Source organism: Stenotrophomonas sp. STEN038 (assembly GCF_056759895.1).
Genome location: NZ_JBRRDW010000014.1, coordinates 66,104 through 82,485 on the forward strand (window position 1 = coordinate 66,104; position 16,382 = coordinate 82,485).

At 63.3% G+C, this 16,382-nt stretch carries 14 protein-coding genes; 8 read left to right on the top strand and 6 right to left on the bottom strand.

The features are described 5' to 3' along the window. Positions 1 to 158 precede the first annotated feature (158 nt). The gene (locus ACVOLS_RS08055) at positions 159 to 1,082 is read left to right on the top strand and encodes a M14 family metallopeptidase (RefSeq protein ID WP_481545188.1); all 924 of its coding nucleotides are present in this window, start codon (positions 159 to 161) and stop codon (positions 1,080 to 1,082) included. A 248-nt stretch (positions 1,083 to 1,330) separates the two neighbouring features. Then, positions 1,331 to 2,083: a transporter gene (locus ACVOLS_RS08060; protein WP_481545189.1), complete on the top strand. Its 753-nt coding sequence runs from the start codon at positions 1,331 to 1,333 to the stop codon at positions 2,081 to 2,083. A gap of 9 nt (positions 2,084 to 2,092) precedes the next feature. Here ACVOLS_RS08060 and phaZ7 read toward each other — a convergent pair whose 3' ends face one another. Both phaZ7 and ACVOLS_RS08070 read right to left on the bottom strand, forming a co-directional pair. After that, positions 2,093 to 3,232: an extracellular native short-chain-length polyhydroxyalkanoate depolymerase PhaZ7 gene (phaZ7, locus tag ACVOLS_RS08065; RefSeq protein WP_481545190.1), complete on the bottom strand. Its 1,140-nt coding sequence runs from the start codon at positions 3,230 to 3,232 to the stop codon at positions 2,093 to 2,095. A gap of 106 nt (positions 3,233 to 3,338) precedes the next feature. Continuing rightward, a complete protein-coding gene (locus tag ACVOLS_RS08070) occupies positions 3,339 to 4,244 on the bottom strand; it encodes a LysR family transcriptional regulator ArgP (RefSeq protein WP_481545191.1) in 906 nt (301 codons plus the stop codon). Between the two features lie 133 nt (positions 4,245 to 4,377). On the opposite strand from ACVOLS_RS08070, the gene ACVOLS_RS08075 reads away from it, so the two are divergent. Then, entirely contained in the window at positions 4,378 to 5,013 is a 636-nt protein-coding gene (locus ACVOLS_RS08075; protein WP_481545192.1) for a LysE/ArgO family amino acid transporter, read from the top strand. A gap of 138 nt (positions 5,014 to 5,151) precedes the next feature. On the opposite strand, the gene ACVOLS_RS08080 is transcribed toward ACVOLS_RS08075, so the two are convergent. Next, a complete protein-coding gene (locus ACVOLS_RS08080) occupies positions 5,152 to 7,887 on the bottom strand; it encodes a bifunctional diguanylate cyclase/phosphodiesterase (protein ID WP_481545193.1) in 2,736 nt (911 codons plus the stop codon). A 326-nt stretch (positions 7,888 to 8,213) separates the two neighbouring features. Continuing rightward, the gene (locus tag ACVOLS_RS08085; protein WP_481545194.1) at positions 8,214 to 9,032 is read right to left on the bottom strand and encodes a carboxylesterase family protein; all 819 of its coding nucleotides are present in this window, start codon (positions 9,030 to 9,032) and stop codon (positions 8,214 to 8,216) included. Positions 9,033 to 9,125: 93 nt separating this feature from the next. Here ACVOLS_RS08085 and ACVOLS_RS08090 point away from each other — a divergent pair, with 93 nt between their 5' ends. After that, complete coding sequence (locus ACVOLS_RS08090) at positions 9,126 to 9,416, top strand: hypothetical protein (RefSeq protein ID WP_481545195.1); 291 nt, start codon at positions 9,126 to 9,128, stop codon at positions 9,414 to 9,416. Positions 9,417 to 9,559: 143 nt separating this feature from the next. Here ACVOLS_RS08090 and ACVOLS_RS08095 read toward each other — a convergent pair whose 3' ends face one another. Further along, positions 9,560 to 10,513 (bottom strand): IclR family transcriptional regulator, encoded by a 954-nt coding sequence (locus tag ACVOLS_RS08095; RefSeq protein ID WP_481545220.1) that lies wholly within the window; start codon positions 10,511 to 10,513, stop codon positions 9,560 to 9,562. Positions 10,514 to 11,233: 720 nt separating this feature from the next. Between ACVOLS_RS08095 and ACVOLS_RS08100 the strand changes: the two genes are divergently transcribed. Then, the gene (locus ACVOLS_RS08100) at positions 11,234 to 12,313 is read left to right on the top strand and encodes an HDOD domain-containing protein (protein ID WP_481545196.1); all 1,080 of its coding nucleotides are present in this window, start codon (positions 11,234 to 11,236) and stop codon (positions 12,311 to 12,313) included. 85 nt (positions 12,314 to 12,398) lie between these two features. Here the strand turns inward: ACVOLS_RS08100 and ACVOLS_RS08105 are convergent, their stop codons facing one another. Beyond that, on the bottom strand, positions 12,399 to 13,970 hold the full coding sequence (locus ACVOLS_RS08105) for a phospholipase D family protein (RefSeq protein ID WP_481545197.1): 1,572 nt from the start codon (positions 13,968 to 13,970) through the stop codon (positions 12,399 to 12,401). Between the two features lie 123 nt (positions 13,971 to 14,093). Here ACVOLS_RS08105 and sstT point away from each other — a divergent pair, with 123 nt between their 5' ends. The 3 genes from sstT to ACVOLS_RS08120 are packed head-to-tail and all read left to right on the top strand — an operon-like array spanning position 14,094 to position 16,311. Further along, positions 14,094 to 15,299, top strand: coding sequence for a serine/threonine transporter SstT (sstT, locus tag ACVOLS_RS08110; protein WP_481545198.1), 1,206 nt, complete (start codon positions 14,094 to 14,096; stop codon positions 15,297 to 15,299). Further along, complete coding sequence (locus ACVOLS_RS08115; RefSeq protein WP_481545199.1) at positions 15,299 to 16,027, top strand: AzlC family ABC transporter permease; 729 nt, start codon at positions 15,299 to 15,301, stop codon at positions 16,025 to 16,027. The genes sstT and ACVOLS_RS08115 overlap by 1 nt, the downstream gene beginning before the upstream one ends. Continuing rightward, positions 16,024 to 16,311, top strand: a complete 288-nt coding sequence (locus tag ACVOLS_RS08120) for an AzlD domain-containing protein (protein ID WP_481545200.1) — start codon at positions 16,024 to 16,026, stop codon at positions 16,309 to 16,311. The genes ACVOLS_RS08115 and ACVOLS_RS08120 overlap by 4 nt, the downstream gene beginning before the upstream one ends. Positions 16,312 to 16,382 lie beyond the last annotated feature (71 nt).

Below are 16,382 nucleotides of genomic sequence, written 5' to 3' on the forward strand. Positions count from 1 at the left end.
CGCCAATGTGCGTCCAGCCTGCACCCACGCAATGAAATCCGAGGTGAAAGGTGACCGACGCAATTGAGCCTGCGTTCATGCAAAGCGCCGTGCAGCCTGAAGCTTTCTCGGCTTGGGTGTACAGTGCGCGCCATCCTCCGTATTGAAGAGATCTGCGCATGAGCATTGATGCCGCTTTCTATCCCATTGGTATCCCTGGTAAGCCATGGGGCGAGCAGGAGCGCGCGCAGTGGCTGGAACAGCAGCAGGTGCAGCGCAGCTATGCAGATGAGGTGGTTAAAAAAATCGATGCGCTGCGCGATCGTTTCGATGTCACCCAATACGGTGAGCTGGACTATCCGTCGGGTCGTTATCCGCTGTTCGCGATCCGCAGCCTTCAATGGGATGACACCTTGCCGGTGATGTTGGTGACCGGTGGCGTACACGGCTATGAGACCAGTGGCGTGCAGGGCGCGGTGCAATTCATCGATCAGCATGCCGCTCGCTACGCCGGCCGCTGCAACCTGTTGATCGCGCCCTGTGTCAGCCCGTGGGGTTATGAGCGTGTCCAGCGTTGGAATGCATTGGCGCTGGATCCGAACCGCTCTTTCGTGGACAACAGCCCGGCGCAGGAATCTGCTGCATTGATGGCGCTGGTTGCTCCCTTGCAGGGGCGCGTGCTGATGCATATCGATCTGCACGAGACCACCGACACCGACGAAACCGAGTTCCGTCCGGCGCTGGCCGCGCGCGACGGCAAGCCGTTCGAGCCGGGCGAGATTCCTGACGGCTTCTATCTGGTGGATGACACGGAGAACCGCCAGCCGCAGTTCCAGCAGGCGGTGAATGCGGAAGTCGCCAAGGTCACCCACCTGGCACCGGCCGACGAGCGTGGCGAGATCATTGGTTCGACGGTGGTGGCAGAGGGCGTCATCGAGTATCCGCTGAAGGCGCTGGGCCTGTGCGCCAGCGTCAGCGGTGCGCGTTACACGACCACCACCGAAGTCTATCCGGACAGTGCCAAGGCGACCCCGCAGCAGTGCAACGACGCCCAGGTTGCGGCGGTGATCGGCGCTCTGGATTACGCGCTGGCGCATCGCTGAGGCTTTGGCTCGGCAGGTTTGCTGAAAGGCCACCCGGCGCAAGCGGGTGGCCTTTTCATTTGTGGCCTCGCCACCAACCAAAGTGGCGTCCCCGGAGCATCCGTAGACCGGGCAAGCGAAGCGCACCCGGGAAGCACGCGCTGCAACAGCCAGAACGGGCGATCGTGCACCGTTGCGCTCTGTGCGCATGCCGGTAGCGCCCATGATTTTTCACGCCGCCACCCGGCCACGTATGGAACATGGCGGGCATGAAGACCTCGCCCCTGCTGCTTGCAGTGCTCGCCTTGGCCAGTGGCCACGCCCTGGCCGAAGACGCGCCGGAATTCGACCGTCCAGGCATCGGCTTCTCAACCAGTACGGTCGGCAAGCACGTCGTTGTCTGGGAGCAGGGCTTGCCCGATGCCAGCCGCGATCGCAGCGATGGCCTGACCACCACCACATGGACCGCAGGCACGCTGTTGCGCGTCGGGCTTGCCGATACGCTGGAGTTGCAGCTCGGCGCAGATAGCTGGAGCGGGCTGCGGCAGCGCGGCTCCGGTATCCGTGTGCAGGAGAGCGGTGGCGGAGACGGTAGCGCGGCACTCAAGTGGGCACCGCCGCTGGCCAACGAACAGCTATCAGTGGCACTCAAAGCAGGGGCCAGTCTGCCTTGGGGCAGGGCCCCACTGGGTGATGCGGGGCACGACTACGATCTGGGCATGACGGTGGCATGGGCGCTGCCGCGCGACAGCAGCCTGGCGTTCTACATCGACCGGCAATGGGGCGATGACGGTACTGGTTGGTTGTTCTCGCCGAGCTACGGCTTCGCATTGCGGCCGCAGTTGTCGGCTTATGTGGAAGCCGGCTATGGCACCGGCGCGCAGTACATGCGTGCGGCCGGCGCCGGTGTGACGTGGATGGTGAGCCCGCGCGTGCAACTGGATGCATCGCTCCTGCGCGGGCTGGATGCCGACACCACCGATTGGCAAGGCGGCGTCGGCGTATCGATGTACTTCGATTGAGAGCGTGGTTCAGCGATTGACCGCAGGGCCGTACACGCCGCTGTAGCCGGCTGCGCAATTGCTGGTGCAGTCGCTGGTGAGCATGTTGCGAACGATCAGGCCGGCATTGTTCTTCGAGCGGAAATGGCCGACGCCGCTGCTGGTGTCGCCGCCACCGAAGTTGTAAGGGCTGCCGTCGCTCCAATCCCAGTCGAAGCTGTAGGCGCTGCTACTTGCGCCGATGTCGACCTGCGCGTAGACATTGGTGGCGTTGTTGAACAGGGCACCATCGGCGCAGCCGGTGCTGTAGATGGTGGTGAAGCAATGCACCTGGTCACGCGAGCCGGCGGTGATGGTATAGAAACGGATGCCGGTGTACGTGGCCGGGAACGTGCGCAGGCTGCCGCTGCCGCTGCCGGTCCAGCGGTTGTACCCGTAGTAGGCAACGCCGGTGCTCGGGTACAGGCCGAAGGTGTAGTAGTTGTACGGGAATACATAGGCCTCGGCGTTGCAGGTGGGCGCCAGTGTCGATTGATAACCGGTGCTGCGGCAAGTCTGTAGGCCGCGCAATCCGCCGGCGATGTTGATGAAGCGGCGCACGCTGCCTTGATTGGCGTTGTACTTGATCGAGGCCAGGGCCATGGTCGCGCCCAGTGAGTGGGTGACGATGTCGACCTGGCTCTTGCCGGTATAGGCCTTGACCTTGTCGATGAAGGTCTTGATCGTCTGATAGGTGGCCGGTGCGTGGTAGTTGTACTGTGGCGCCGCGCGCTCGCTGGCGCTGAGGTAGGTGATGCCGAACAGTTCGCAGTCGTTGTAGCCGGCAGCCTTCAGTTCGGCGTAGATCGAGCGCGGTGGGGTGCTGTAGCCGGCGACTGCGCCGGCTGGCATGTCGAAGCTGATGGCGCTGTCGCCATTGCCGGGAATGAACACCACCGGGGTCTTGCTGGCGGTACAGCTGCCGCCGCCAAAGCCGCCCTGGCCGACACCGGGATTGAACCCGCCAGCGTATTGGTTCGCCGTGCCGGTGCAGGTGTAACCGTTGTTGCTACCGCACTCCAGGGCCTTGGCGCTGGTGGGGGCCAGCATCAGCATGGCGCCCGCCAGCGGCGCGGCCAAGGCGCTGAGCAGCCACGAGGAAATGACGGGGACAGATCGCTTGCTCGACATCTGGCGGCTCCGGTAGGTGCGCGGGTTGATCCATGCAGCATCCGCCCGGGCAGCCGGGGCAGGCAGTGTCCTTTAGGGAAACTTGCAGTGCAGCACTGGCCCTGCGCTATTTGCGCTTGCGTATCAGCATGGCCGAGGCCTGCAGGATTGCACGGGTCAGCAAGGCCATGGTTTTGACCTCGCCCTTCCAGTGCTGCCAGTACAACGGCACGTCCTCCCAGGCGCGCGCCTTGACGTAGACCAGGCGTCCGCTCTCCAGGTGCCGGCGTACCAATGGCAGCGGGTTCATGGTCCAGCCCAGTCCACCGAGGTTGGCGTGGACGAAGGCGCGGGTGGAGGGGATCCACCAGGTCGGCGCATTGTGCGGCTGTTCGACCCCGGCCAGACGGCGTGCATAGCGGGCCTGCATGTCGTCCTTGCGGTTGAATACCAACACCGGTGCCTGCGCCAGCGCTTGTGCGGTCACGCCCTTGGCGAAATGCCTGGCATGGAATTCGGGGGTGCAGGTGGCGGCGTAGCGCATGCTGCCCAACGCATGGATCTGGCAGCCCTGCACCGGCTCGGACAAGGTGGTGACCGCACCCATCACCGCGCCCTGGCGCAACAGGGCAACGGTGTGGTCCTGGTCTTCGGTGTGCAGGTCCAGGGTGGTGGAGGTGCTGTGGGAGAAGTTCTGCACCGCCTCCGGGAACCAGGTTTCCATGCTGTCGTGGTTGACCGCTACCGGGATGCTGGCCCTGGGCAACTCGGCGTCGCTGAGGCCGATGCGCTCGAAGGCGTCGCGCTCGAGCAGCGCGGTCTGTTCGGCCAGCTGTACCAGCACCTGACCTTCCAGTGTTGCCTCGGTGGGGATGGTGCGCTTGATCAGCAGTTTGCCGACCCTGTCCTCCAGCGCCTTGATCCGTTGCGATACCGCCGAAGCGGTGACGTTCAGCGCCAGCGCCGCGCGCTCGAAGCTGCCTTCGCGGATGACGGCGGCCAGCGCCCGCAACTGGGCATGATCGATGCGCATATTAAGTTCTGCTAATGATGGTTAACGAAGTTTAGCTCTACTTTTCCTTGCTGCATTGCGACAATTGCCGCGTCCGGACGTGCCGGTGGGTTCTCCCGCTGCGTCCTTCCCCCCAGTAGCAAGGTTTTTCCTCATGTTTTCGGTTATTTCCGCCCAAGCTGCCGGCAGTGCCTGGCTCAGTGGTGCCGGTATCGGTATCGGTCTGTTCGCCATCGTCGGCGCGCAGAGTGCGTTCATCCTGCGCCAGGGCATCATGCGCCAGCACGTGATTCCGATCATCGCGACGTGTTTTGCCATCGACGCGGTGTTCATCATGGCCAGCGTGGCCGGCCTGCGTCAGTTGACCGCACAGTTGCCGTGGCTGACCACCGTGCTGCTGTGGGGCGGTGTTGCCTTCCTGACCTGGTACGCGGCGCAGTCGGCGCGGCGTGCGGTGGTGGGTGGGGGTGGCATGAACCTGGATGAAAACGGCGAGCAGTCGCTGCGAACGGCGCTGATGGCTGCGGCTGGTTTCTCCATCATCAATCCGCATTTCTGGCTGGACATGATGGTCATTGGTTCGATCGCCGACAACTTCGGTGAGTCGCGCATGGCCTTTGCCATCGGCGTGGTGACCGCCAGCGGTGTGTGGCTGACGGTGCAGGGGCTGGGCGCGCGGATGCTGGCGCCGTTGTTCACCAAGCCCTCCACCTGGCGCATTCTGGATGGCACCATCGCGGTGATCCTGAGCGTGCTGGCCTTGACCCTGGCGATCCGCGGAGTCAACTGAGGCTTGCGTCATCAGGGCAGGCGGAGCGCCGGCCCTGCTGGACATGCGGTCTTGCCGGTTGTCCGCCAGAGTCCCTGGGGCGCTGCACTTGCCCAGGCTACCGCGCTGTCGGCGGCCTCAGCCGGCCTGCTCCAGGACTCATACTTCCGCGTTCCAGTGTGTCGGCCACTCGCGGATGAAATCACTCACCCGTGCCAACGGCATCGGTCGACCGAATACATAGCCTTGGCCTTCGGCGCAGTGTTCCTCCTTCAACTGTGCGAGTTGCGCCTGGGTCTCGACGCCTTCGATGGTCGTGGCGATGCCCAGCTTCTCGCAAAGGTGTGATACCGCGCCAATGATGGCGCTGCCCTGGCTTTGTTCGCCCAGGTCGCGGACGAAGGACTTGTCGATCTTGACCTTGTCGAACGGGAATGCACGCAAGTAGCCGAGCGAGGAGTAGCCGGTGCCGAAGTCGTCCATCACGATCGACACGCCGGCCTTCTTCAGCTGCAGCAGCTGTGCCGACGCCGCCTCGATGTTGGTGATCAGCGCGTTTTCGGTGATCTCCAGTTCCAGCCGCGCCGGTGCCAGCCCTGTTTCTGCCAATACCTGCTCGACGCCTTCTGCCAGATCGGGCTGGGCCAGCTGCGACACCGACAGGTTCACCGCGATCTTCATCTGCTCCGGCCACTGGCTTGCATCCTGGGCGGCCTGGCGCAGCACCCACGCCCCCAGCGGCAGCATCATGCCGATATCTTCGGCCAAGGCCAGGAATTCACTGGGTTCGAGCAGGCCACGTTGCGGATGATTCCAGCGCAGCAGCGCTTCAAAACCGGCGACCTGGCGCAGGCGCAGGTCCACCAGCGGCTGGTAGTGCAGCTCAAACTGTTGTTGCTGCAGGGCCGCGCGCAGTTCGGTTTCCAGCTGCCGGCGCCGCTGCATGCGGGTATCCATTTCCGCCTCGAAGAAGCGGTAGCAGCTGCGGCCCTCGTCCTTGGCCCGATACAGCGCCAGATCGGCGTTGCGCATCAAGGTGTCCGCGGCGTTGGCCTGGTTGTCGATCAGGACGATGCCGATGCTGGTACTGATGGCGAACTGGTGGTTCTCCAGTTCGACGCTGCGGCCCAGTTCTTCCACCAACCGCGCGGCCAGTGAAGCGGCCGCTTCAGGCATGCGGCTTTCCGATGCCATCAGGATGGCGAACTCGTCGCCGCCCAGTCGCGCGACCAGGTCATTGCCGCGTACGCAGCCGAGGATGCGCTGGGCGACTTCCTGCAGCAGGCGGTCGCCGGTGGGGTGGCCGAGACTGTCGTTGACGTCCTTGAAGCGGTCCAGGTCGAGCAGCAACAGGGCGCTGTGGTGACCGCGGCGTGCGGCGATCAGGGCCTGGTCGAGTTTCTCGAACAGCATGTTGCGATTTGGCAATGAGGTCAGCGGATCGTGCTGTGCCAGGTAGGCGATGCGCGCCTGCGCCTGGCGCCGCGCGTCCACGTCCTCCAGTACGCCGGCCCAGCTGCTCAGGCTGTGGCCGATGCGGGCACCGCGTGCGCGCAGCCAGCGCCACTTCCCGTACAGGTCCAGTACGCGGAACTCGACGTCCAGCGAGGCGGCTTTGGTGGCTGTGAAACTCTGTTCCAATGCGATTTCTATCTGTGGCAGGTCGTCTTCGTTGACCCGGCGCAGCCAGCCCTTGCCGAGCGCATGATCATCGGGTTGGCCGGTCAGCTCGCGCCAACCGGTGGCCGAGAGCACCGTTCCATTGCGATCGGATTGCCACAGCACCAGCGCGCCGGCTTCGGCGACGGCGCGGTAACGCTGCTCGCTGGCCTTGAGGTTACGGGCCAGGGCGCGCGCTTCATCGGCGCTCTTCTTCAAAGCATCGACAGTGCCGCTGAGGCTGCTCTGCAGGCTGCGTACTTCGCGGATATTGGACGGGTGTGGATCGGGCAGGGTGGCGAGGTTGTCGACGACACCATGGCTGCGCTGGGCGAGGGCCCGGATCGGCAGCAGGATGCTGCGGGCGATCGCGTTGGCCCAAAGCAGGGCGATCACGGCTGCGACGATGCCGCCGAGAATGATCCCCAGCAGCGGTTGTTGCCAGCGGGCCTGGAAGCTCTGTTGTGGCTCTCCCACGACCAGCGTCCATCCGGGGGCGGCCTGCAACCTGTGGAAGGCAAAGATTACCGGTGTGCCTTCCTTGCTGCTGGCATCGATCAGCCCGTGTTGGGCGCTGTTGCGCTGTAGCGTCTGCCAGTCGGGAACCTGCTTGCCGATGTAACGTTCCGGCGAAAGCGATCGAGCGGCAATGACGCCATTGTTATCGACGACCGCAGCCAGCAACTGCTGGTCATTACCGCTGCCCATGATGCTGGCAATCAGGCGATTGGAGGGCTGCACCATGGTCAGGACGCGGGTGTCACCGGTATCACCGAAGGGTAGGGCGATGGCGACTGCCGGGGTGTTGGTGATGGCATTGGTGAACAGATCCGAGACCTGCGCCCTGCCTTCGCGACGTGCGTCGTACAGCAGGCCTGATGGCAATGTCCGGGCCTGCTCACTGTCATCCTGGATCAACCGGATATCCGGGTTCGCGCGCGCCCATGCCTGCAGCTCAGGGGCTGTTTCCTGCAGCTGCGGTGCGAGCGAGGACAGCAGGCGCAGCTGGTTGATGTTGTCCTCGATACCCTGGTCAACGCCGCGGGCAAGGGCGATGGCGGTTTCCTGCAGGCGTTGTTCGGAGCTGTGGCGGTAGTCGTGCGCGGCGTTCCAGACGGCGAAGGCGCCGATCACCAGCAAAGGTAGCAGGGTCGCAAGGATCAGCAGGTGTAGGCGGGAATGCAGTCCACGGGTACGCGTCAAGGTGTGCTGCGCTGCCGATGCGGTAGTTGCCAAGCCTCAGTCTCCGGTTACCGTTGCGGCGTAGTGCAGTCGGCAGCCGCCCCCAAGTGGCTGCCGCGGGCGGGGTGGCGCTGTTATGGCACGAACCCGGTACGGTTGGAAAGTACGGCTGGAGCCAAAAGGCAGGGCTATGCACTGGTTCTCACTGTCCAATTCAGGCCGTGCAGGGCGGGTGTAGGCAGTAGCATTCGATGCGTGATTGCGGTCACGCTATCGCGACGGACTGGCTGCACAGGCCCTTGCATCGTTCGCAAAGCCCGTAAATAGCGCAGCGGGAGCTGATTTCCTGGCTCCCGCTGCAAGCCTGATGGCCGCCCACATCAGTGGCGCTTTTGGCTCAGCATCCACTCCCCCATCGCCGGGTTGCGGTAGGTGGCATCCCAGGCGTTGTGCTGGACGTCCGGGTACTCGGTGTAACGGAAACCTGCCCCCATCTGCCGGCTGGCGGCGGCGATCGCGCGATCATCGGTGGTTGGCACCAGCTCATCGAGGGCACCGTGGAATACCCAGGTGGGTACATGGCGCAGGCGGCTGACGACGCTTTGATAGGGGTCGGCGACATTGGCCACTTGGTCGACCATCAGTCCGGGTCGATCGGCACGCGGTGCTCGCAGTGCGCCGCAGATCGGCACCAGTGCGGCGAACTGGTCCGGGCGGGTCAGCGCCAGTTCCCAACTGCCGTAGCCACCCATCGATATGCCGGTCAGGTAGATGCGCTGTGGATCGGCAGCGAACTCCTTGCTGGCCGCCTCAAGAACTGCCAGCGCCATTCGTGCGTTGCGTCCGCGCCATTCTTCACCCTCTGGCACCTGTGGGAACACCACCAGGGCCGGGAAGGTATTCATGTTCTGGGAGAGCCAGGGGCCAATCCCGGCCAAGGTAGGCTTGAGCCCGTCATCGCCGCGCTCGCCGGAGCCATGCAGGAACAGCACCAGTGGCCGCGGGCCGGCGGGTGTGGCGGTAGTGGCGGGCACAAACACCTGGTAACGGAACTGACGGCCCTCGAAATCGAGCTGCCGAGCGACGAACTGCCCGTTGGCGGCTGCCGTGCTGGCAGTTGAGGGCAGACTGCTGCAGCCCATGAGCATACCCAGCAGACATAGCGACATCAGGATGCGACCCATTGCAATCGGCTCCATGGCGGAAGCTACCAGACTAGCCTGATTTCGCGTGTGTCAGAATGCTTCTGGATACACCGCCGTGGCGGTCTGCGCTGTTATTGGGAGTTGTGGATGAAGAAGTTGCTGATCGTTGCGCTGGCAACCTTGCTGGCTGCCTGCAGCCAGGGCTTGAGTGGCACCTGGGACGATGGCATGGGGATGGTCAGCTACACATTCGAGTCTGATGGCAAGGTCACGGTTGAAACGCTGGGCAAGGCACAGCAAAGCCGCTACACCCGTGACGACAACATCTTGAAAGTTGCAGTGCCTGGCAGCGAAGCGCAGTCGGTGGAGTTCACCATCAACGAGGATGGCTCGCTGCAAGGTCCAATGGGCGTGCGTCTGCACAAGCAGAAGAAATGAGGCATCCCCGGCGGATTGATCCGCGGTGATGGTGCCAGCTCAGCAGCGCGCTTGTGGCTGAGCTGGAAACGTAGGGCCATCAGGATCGCGGCGGCCGACGCTTCCGGCATCAGTGGGTGGCACGGGGATGTACTGGGACGTGCTCATGACGCCTGCAGGACGTCTTCGATTTCGCGCGCGGCTTTCCCGACCTGGGCGCTCAGCGACGCTTTCATATCTGCTGGCAATACCGAGCGCGGAACCCTGATGCTGATCGAGGCCAGCACGTTGCCGTCACAGTCACGCAACGGATAGGCCACCGTCGAGACGCCGGGCTGGTAGAACGATTCACTGATGGCATGACCGCGTGCACTGTCGTTGCCCAGCAGCTCGAACAGGTCCTTTGGTGTTTTTGGCCCCTGTTCGGAGGTGAGTGCAAATGCCGGTTCCGGGTACAGTAAACTCAATTCCTGCTCGGGCATCGCCATCAACAGTACGCGGCCTGTCGCGGTGCAATGGGCGGGTCGGCGTGCGCCGACGCTGACGCCCGAAGGCAGCTCGCCGATGGCGCTGGCATGTGCCACGTAGACGACCTCGCGCCCATCCAGCACGCTCAGCTGCGCTGAGTAGCTGGTGGTGTCACGTAACCGTTGAACGATGGGCTGACCGATCTGCACGATGTCCATCGATGACAGGTAGTCAAAGCCAAGTCGCAGAATGCTGATACCGAGGTTATAGCCACCGCTTGCGCTGTTGCGATCCAGGAAACGCATCTGTTCCAGTGTCTGCACGGCACGATAGGCCGATGCCTTGGGCATGCCGGTGCGCTGGCAGACCTGGGTGAAGCTCAGTTCGCCACGTTGCCGTCCAAACAGCAGCAACATGTTCAGGCCCCTCTCCAGAGCCGGCACCATGTAGCGATTGGGTTCTTTTGCTGTTGTTGCTTGGGGTGTCGACATAAGTGTCCTCCCTTTGGTTGTAGGCAAGGCCGCCGATGGCGGACAGGTGCAGGCCGCTGGCGAAATATGAAAGGGCTGACCGCTGGTACGTCGGGAGGCCGTGTATGTCGGCTGGGGATTGCACCCGCCGTACAGGGCATGCGTTGTCATATGGAGCATGGCGGCCGGCAAGGATGGATTCGGTGGTTTGTTGCCGTGCCAGCTGCGGTGCGATTGGATTTGCGCAATGGTCGTCGGCACTCAATTCACGCGGCACTGATGGCGGGATTTCCGATTTCCTTTTCGGCCGCTTTGGTCGTGTGGATGCATTCGTTGCGTATCTTCTATGCAGATGGTTTTTCGACGGGCGTTCCTTCTGTTGAAGGGTGGTGCGGGTAGGGTTTTATGTTTGAAACAAAATGTAGTTTTTCAAGTTGCAATTAAACATAGCAGTGTCAGAGGGACTGGCAATCAGGGAAACTGCCATTTGCATGTGCTGTTATTCACAGATCTGATGCTCGGTGCGACTTGTTTGTCGAATGGAGTGGGATGTTGGGATCTTGATTGTTTGCTGACATTCGAAATTGTTTAGTTGGTGAAACTGCGGGGGGGCTTATCTGTGTCTGTGTGGCGTGGTGATGCGATGCCTGCACGTGCTGCGTTGCATTCCTGTATCTGATTCCGTTTCGGCGCCGTGTGGTGCATGGGAATATTCTGGTTTGAATGATTCACTGGTTTATGCGCGATTTGAGTGTGGTTGGGTTTTGTCATGTTTCCTTTGGATTCCTCCGGGTGTCCAGATGGATAAACTGGAATCGGGTTGGTCGCAGCGTGTGCGGATCTTGTGGGATGGGCGTAAAGGAATGCTTGTCCCGGCCGATATGATTGGCAGCTTTCCGCGTGGACCCTTTTGTATTTGTCATGGTGATCATCTCGGCAGTTCTTGCAGCGGTAATTGCCGGTGGCCTGGTCTGGCTCTGGCAGCGGCGCAGTGGCGATGCGGCACGTCCGCAACGGCGGCTCCGCGTGCCGCCGTCGGCCAGCGCAGCGCCCGTCGAGGATGCAGCGGTCGTCGTCAGCGTGGATGATCTGCAGCGGCGCTTCCTGCTCAGTGCGCTGGGTGCCGGCGATACGCCGGCCGATGCGCTGCGCGTGCAACGGGCCGTGGTGGACGATGTAGTCACCGCACTGAGCCGCGCCGACATGTCTTCACGCTACACGCCGCGCCGGCCGAACCTGCTGCCGCAGCTGATCCAGAGCGTGAATGACAGTACTGCCTCGTCGCGTTCCATCGCCCGCATCATCGGCAGTGATGCGGTATTGGCGGCAACGCTGTTGCGTATCGCCAACAGCTCCCTGTATCGCCTGCAGCGACAGGACGTACAGAGCATCGAACGGGCAGTGACGCTGATCGGCAACGACGGCATCCGCCAGATCATTTCAGCCGCTCTCGTGCAGCCGGTCATGGAGTCGGCCAGCGGCGTTGACGCCGAGTTCGCACGCCTGCTCTGGGATTACACATTGCGGGTGTCGTTGGCCGCTGCCGACCATGCGCGCAGCGTGGAGCGTGAGGATGGCTTCGCTGCCCAGCTGGCTGGCCTGCTGCTGGGCTTGAGCGCAGCCATGGCGATGCAGGCTGCTGCCGATGTATTGGCGAGGCCACCGTTGCGGACACGTGAGCCGGGCACCTTGTTGGAAGTATTGGAGCGTTGCAGCGCGCCGACCGCGGTGCGGATTGCCGTGCACTGGAAGTTGTCGGCGCCAATCGTGCAGGCGCTCAAACAGGTGGAAGTGCCGGCTGCTACGGGCTTGGCGCGTTCGTTGCAGATTGGGCAGTTGGCCGCCAGTGCGGCGATGCTGCATGCACAGGGTTTGATGAGCGAGGCTGAGGCCAATGTGGCGCTCGCCAGCCAGGTGCCTGAACACGTGGCGGCCTGGTTGTGGAAGCGGATGACGCAGGCAAACGGCACATTGGAGTGAGGCGGGCAGCGCCGGGATGCGGCGCGTACCGTGTCCGTATCCGGATATCTCGTGGGACATCGCCGAGCAATGTCGACTGCTCAGGCTAGAGCTGTGATTCCAATGGCAACCAGCTGATCACCTGGGTGCTGGCGCGCTGCATCAGTCCGGTGTCCGGTTCTGTGCGCAGGCTGATGGGGGGCGCGCTGGCCCGGTCCAACCAGCGCAATTCGTGGTCCCTGTTCAAGTACACCCAGTAACTCAACTCAGCACTGGACAGGCGCAGGTATTCCTCGCGCAGGCGCGCGGCCAGCACCGGGTCATCGAACAACGCGCCCATTTCGGTGTTGAGGTAGGCCGAGCGTGGGTCAAGGTTGAACGAGCCAACAAAACCACGTCGGTCGTCCACCACGAAAGCCTTGGTATGCAGGCTGGCACCGCTGCTGCCGAAGGTGGACGCCTTCTCGATATGTCCACGGGCCTTGAGTTCGTACAGTTGCACGCCGCCGGCCAGCAACGGGCGGCGGTAATGCATATAGCCACTGTGCACGGCAGGCACGTCGTTGGCTGCCAGTGAGTTGGTGATGATGCCGACCTGCACGCCGCTTTGGACCTGCTGGATCAGACCCTTGGTGCCGACCGCGCCGGGCACGAAGTAGGGCGAGATCAGCAATGATTTGTGCTCGGCGCTGCTCAGTACCTCGACCAGCCGGGTGACCAGCCATTGGCTGCTGTCGCCGCCGCTGGGTTTGCGTGGTGGGTCGGAACGGATCCTTACGCCGTCGGTCCAATGCAGGTCCAGTTGCTTGCTGAGATAGGCATCGGTGAGATGAGCGCGTACCCGCTGCAGGTAGGGCGCGGCTTCCTGTTGGCGTGCATCCAGTTCGGCTTGGCTGATGAAGCTGGCCATCTGCTGGTTGGTGCTTTGTTGCAGGGCAACGATCGGTACCACCGCGTCGCTGTTCCAGAATTCATCGAAGATGCTGCTGGCATCGTTGGCGACCGGACCTGCCACCAGCAGGTCAAGATCGCGGAAGTTCACGTCCGGGCGTGCGTCGAAATACTCTGCACCGATATTGCGGCCGCCCACGATAGCCACGCGGCCATCGGCGATCCATGCCTTGTTGTGCATGCGATGGTTGATGCTGAAAACCCGTTGCACCATCTCGACCAGGCGCCACAGTCCGTCGCGGTTGCGGAACGGGTTGTACAGCCGGATCTCGATATTGGGGTGCGTGTCCAGTGCCAGCATCTGCGGGTCCAGGCCTGCAGCGTTCATGTCGTCCAACAGCAGGCGTACGCGCACGCCGCGTTCGGCGGCCTGGTACACGTCATGGGCGAGCAGATGGCCGAGCATATCGTCGTGCCACATGTAGTACTGCAGGTCCAGGCTGCGCCCGGCCTGGCGCGTGACAATGGCGCGTGCGGCGTAGGCTTCGAGCCCATCGGACAGATACACCGCGCCGCTTTTGCCCGGATGTTCCGCCAGCAAGGGCTGCAGTTGACGGTCGATCAGGGTCTGCTGCGCCTGTAGTGGCAGGGCCTGCGAAGGCGCGCCGACGGCCTTGGGGGTGAGGTGGTCACCCAGCAGCAGGCCGCTGCCGATCAGCAGCAATAAAACGGCCAGCAGATAGGCCAGGAACCGCAGCAGGCGTTTGGGGCGATGCTTGTTTTCCATGCGCGCATCCTAACGGTGTTCGAGATCTGGCGGCAGTTTGTCAGGATTCCATGACGTTCCGGGGGTGCGGAAAACGCCCCCGGTGGGCGAGAATCGGGGTTTGCGTTTGCCGCGAGCCCTGTAATGACCGAACGTTCTTCCTCTTTCCGAGCGCCCAGTCTGGTGCTGCAGATTGTCATCGGCCTGATCGCCGGCATCGTGCTGGCGATGGTCTGGCCTGCCGGCGCGACCGCCGTCGGCCTGCTCGGTACGGTGTTCATTTCCGCGCTGAAGGCGGTGGCGCCGATCCTGGTGCTGGTGCTGGTCACGGCGTCCATCGCCAATCACCAGCAGGGGCAGAAGACCCATATCCGGATGATCCTGGTGCTGTACATGATCGGCACCTTGGCCGCGGCCATGGTTGGCGTGGCAGCCAGTTTCCTGTTCCCCAGCACATTGACGTTGAAGACGGTCGAGAGCGCCATGAGCGCGCCGGGCGGGATTGGCGAGGTGCTCAACACCTTGTTGATGCAGATCGTCGACAACCCGGTGCACGCATTGCTCAACGCGAACTACATCGGTTTGCTGGCCTGGGCGGTTGGCCTTGGCCTGGCGCTCCGCCATGCCAGCCAGACCACCCGCACCCTGGTCAGTGATTTCTCCGATGCGGTGACCTGGGTGGTGCGATTGGTGATCAAGCTGGCGCCGCTGGGCGTATTCGGCATCGTTGCCTCGTTGTTGGCAGAGTCCGGTCTGGGTGCATTGAAGGATTACCTGCATCTGCTGGCAGTGCTGATTGGCGCAATGCTGTTCATGGCCTTCGTCGGTAATCCGCTGATCGTGGCCGTGGTTACCCGCCGCAACCCCTATCCATTGGTGCTGCGCTGCTTGCGCGAGAGCGGCATCACCGCGTTCTTCACCCGATCCTCGGCGGCCAACATTCCGGTCAACATGGAGCTGTGCCGCAAGCTCGGTCTGCATGAGGACACCTACTCGGTGGCGGTTCCCTTGGGCGCGACCATCAACATGGCCGGCGCGGCAATCACTATTTCCGTGTTGACCCTGGCCGCCGTAAACACCTTGGGCTACACCGTGGATCTGCCGACCGCGCTGCTGCTCAGTGTGGTCGCGGCGATTGGTGCCTGCGGTGCGTCCGGCGTGCCGGGTGGTTCGCTGCTGCTGATTCCGTTGGCCTGTGGTTTGTTCGGTATCTCCAATGAGATCGCCATGCAGGTGGTCGGCGTCGGCTTCATCGTTGGCGTGGTGCAGGACTCGGCCGAAACCGCCTTGAACTCGTCCACCGACGTGGTGTTTGTCGCCGCAGCCGAACAAGCGCGCGGGCGCGCCTGATGAGCACCGCTGCGCGCTTCACGCCAGCGGTACGCATCGGTACTTCGATAGCGATTGCGACGGGGTTGTATGGCATCTCCTTTGGTGCGCTGGCGGTTGCATCGGGTTTCAGTGTGGCGCAGACCGCTGCACTGAGCCTGCTGATGTTCACCGGTGGCTCGCAGTTCGCTTTCATCGGCGTTATCGGTGCTGGCGGTGCGGGTGCGGCGGCGTTTGGCGCGGCTACCTTGCTGGGCATCCGCAATGCGGTTTACGGCGCGCAGATCAACCGCATGTTGAAGCCGCGCGGCTGGCTGCGGCCGCTGGCCGCACAGGTCACCATCGATGAGTCGGCGGCGCCAGCGGCCAGTCAGACCGAGCCGCAGGAGCAGCGGCGTGGTTTCTGGGTGGCGGGGCTGGGCGTCTACCTGTGCTGGAACCTGTTCACCCTGTTGGGAGCGCTGCTTGGCGATGCGCTGGGTGACCCGCGCCAATGGGGCCTGGATGGTGCGGCGGTCGCGGCCTTCCTCGGCTTGCTGTGGCCGCGCCTGCGTTCGCGTGAGCCGATGGCGATTGCGGTGGTCTGTGCCCTGGTGACGGTGCTGGCGCTGCCGTGGGTGCCGCCGGGCGTGCCGATTCTATTGGCTGCAGCGGTCGCCGCTGTCTGGGGCTGGTTTGGAAAGGGGCCGGCAGATGAGGGGTTGGAGCCCGATGTTGCGCCCAAGGTCGAGCAGGAGCCGACACCATGACGCTGTGGGCATGGATCATCTTGGGCTGCGTTGCCGCTTGGGCGATCAAATTCGCTGGTTACCTGGTGCCGGTGCGCTGGTTGGAGTCGCCGCGCATGAACCGCGTGGCCGGCTGCCTGACGATAGGTCTGCTGGCCTCGTTAACGGCAATGAATACGGTGTCGGCCGGGGAGGGACTGGCCCTAGATGCGCGTATTGGCGCGTTGTTGGCGGCGGCGGTCGCCTTGATGCTGAGGCTGCCGTTTCTGCTGGTGGTGATTATTGGTGCGGCGGCTGCGGGGTAAATCCGACGGTTGTGACGGCAGTTGGCTATTGGGGGTCGGGCGCCCCCCGCGAAGCCGGTGCTTCGTCCGCG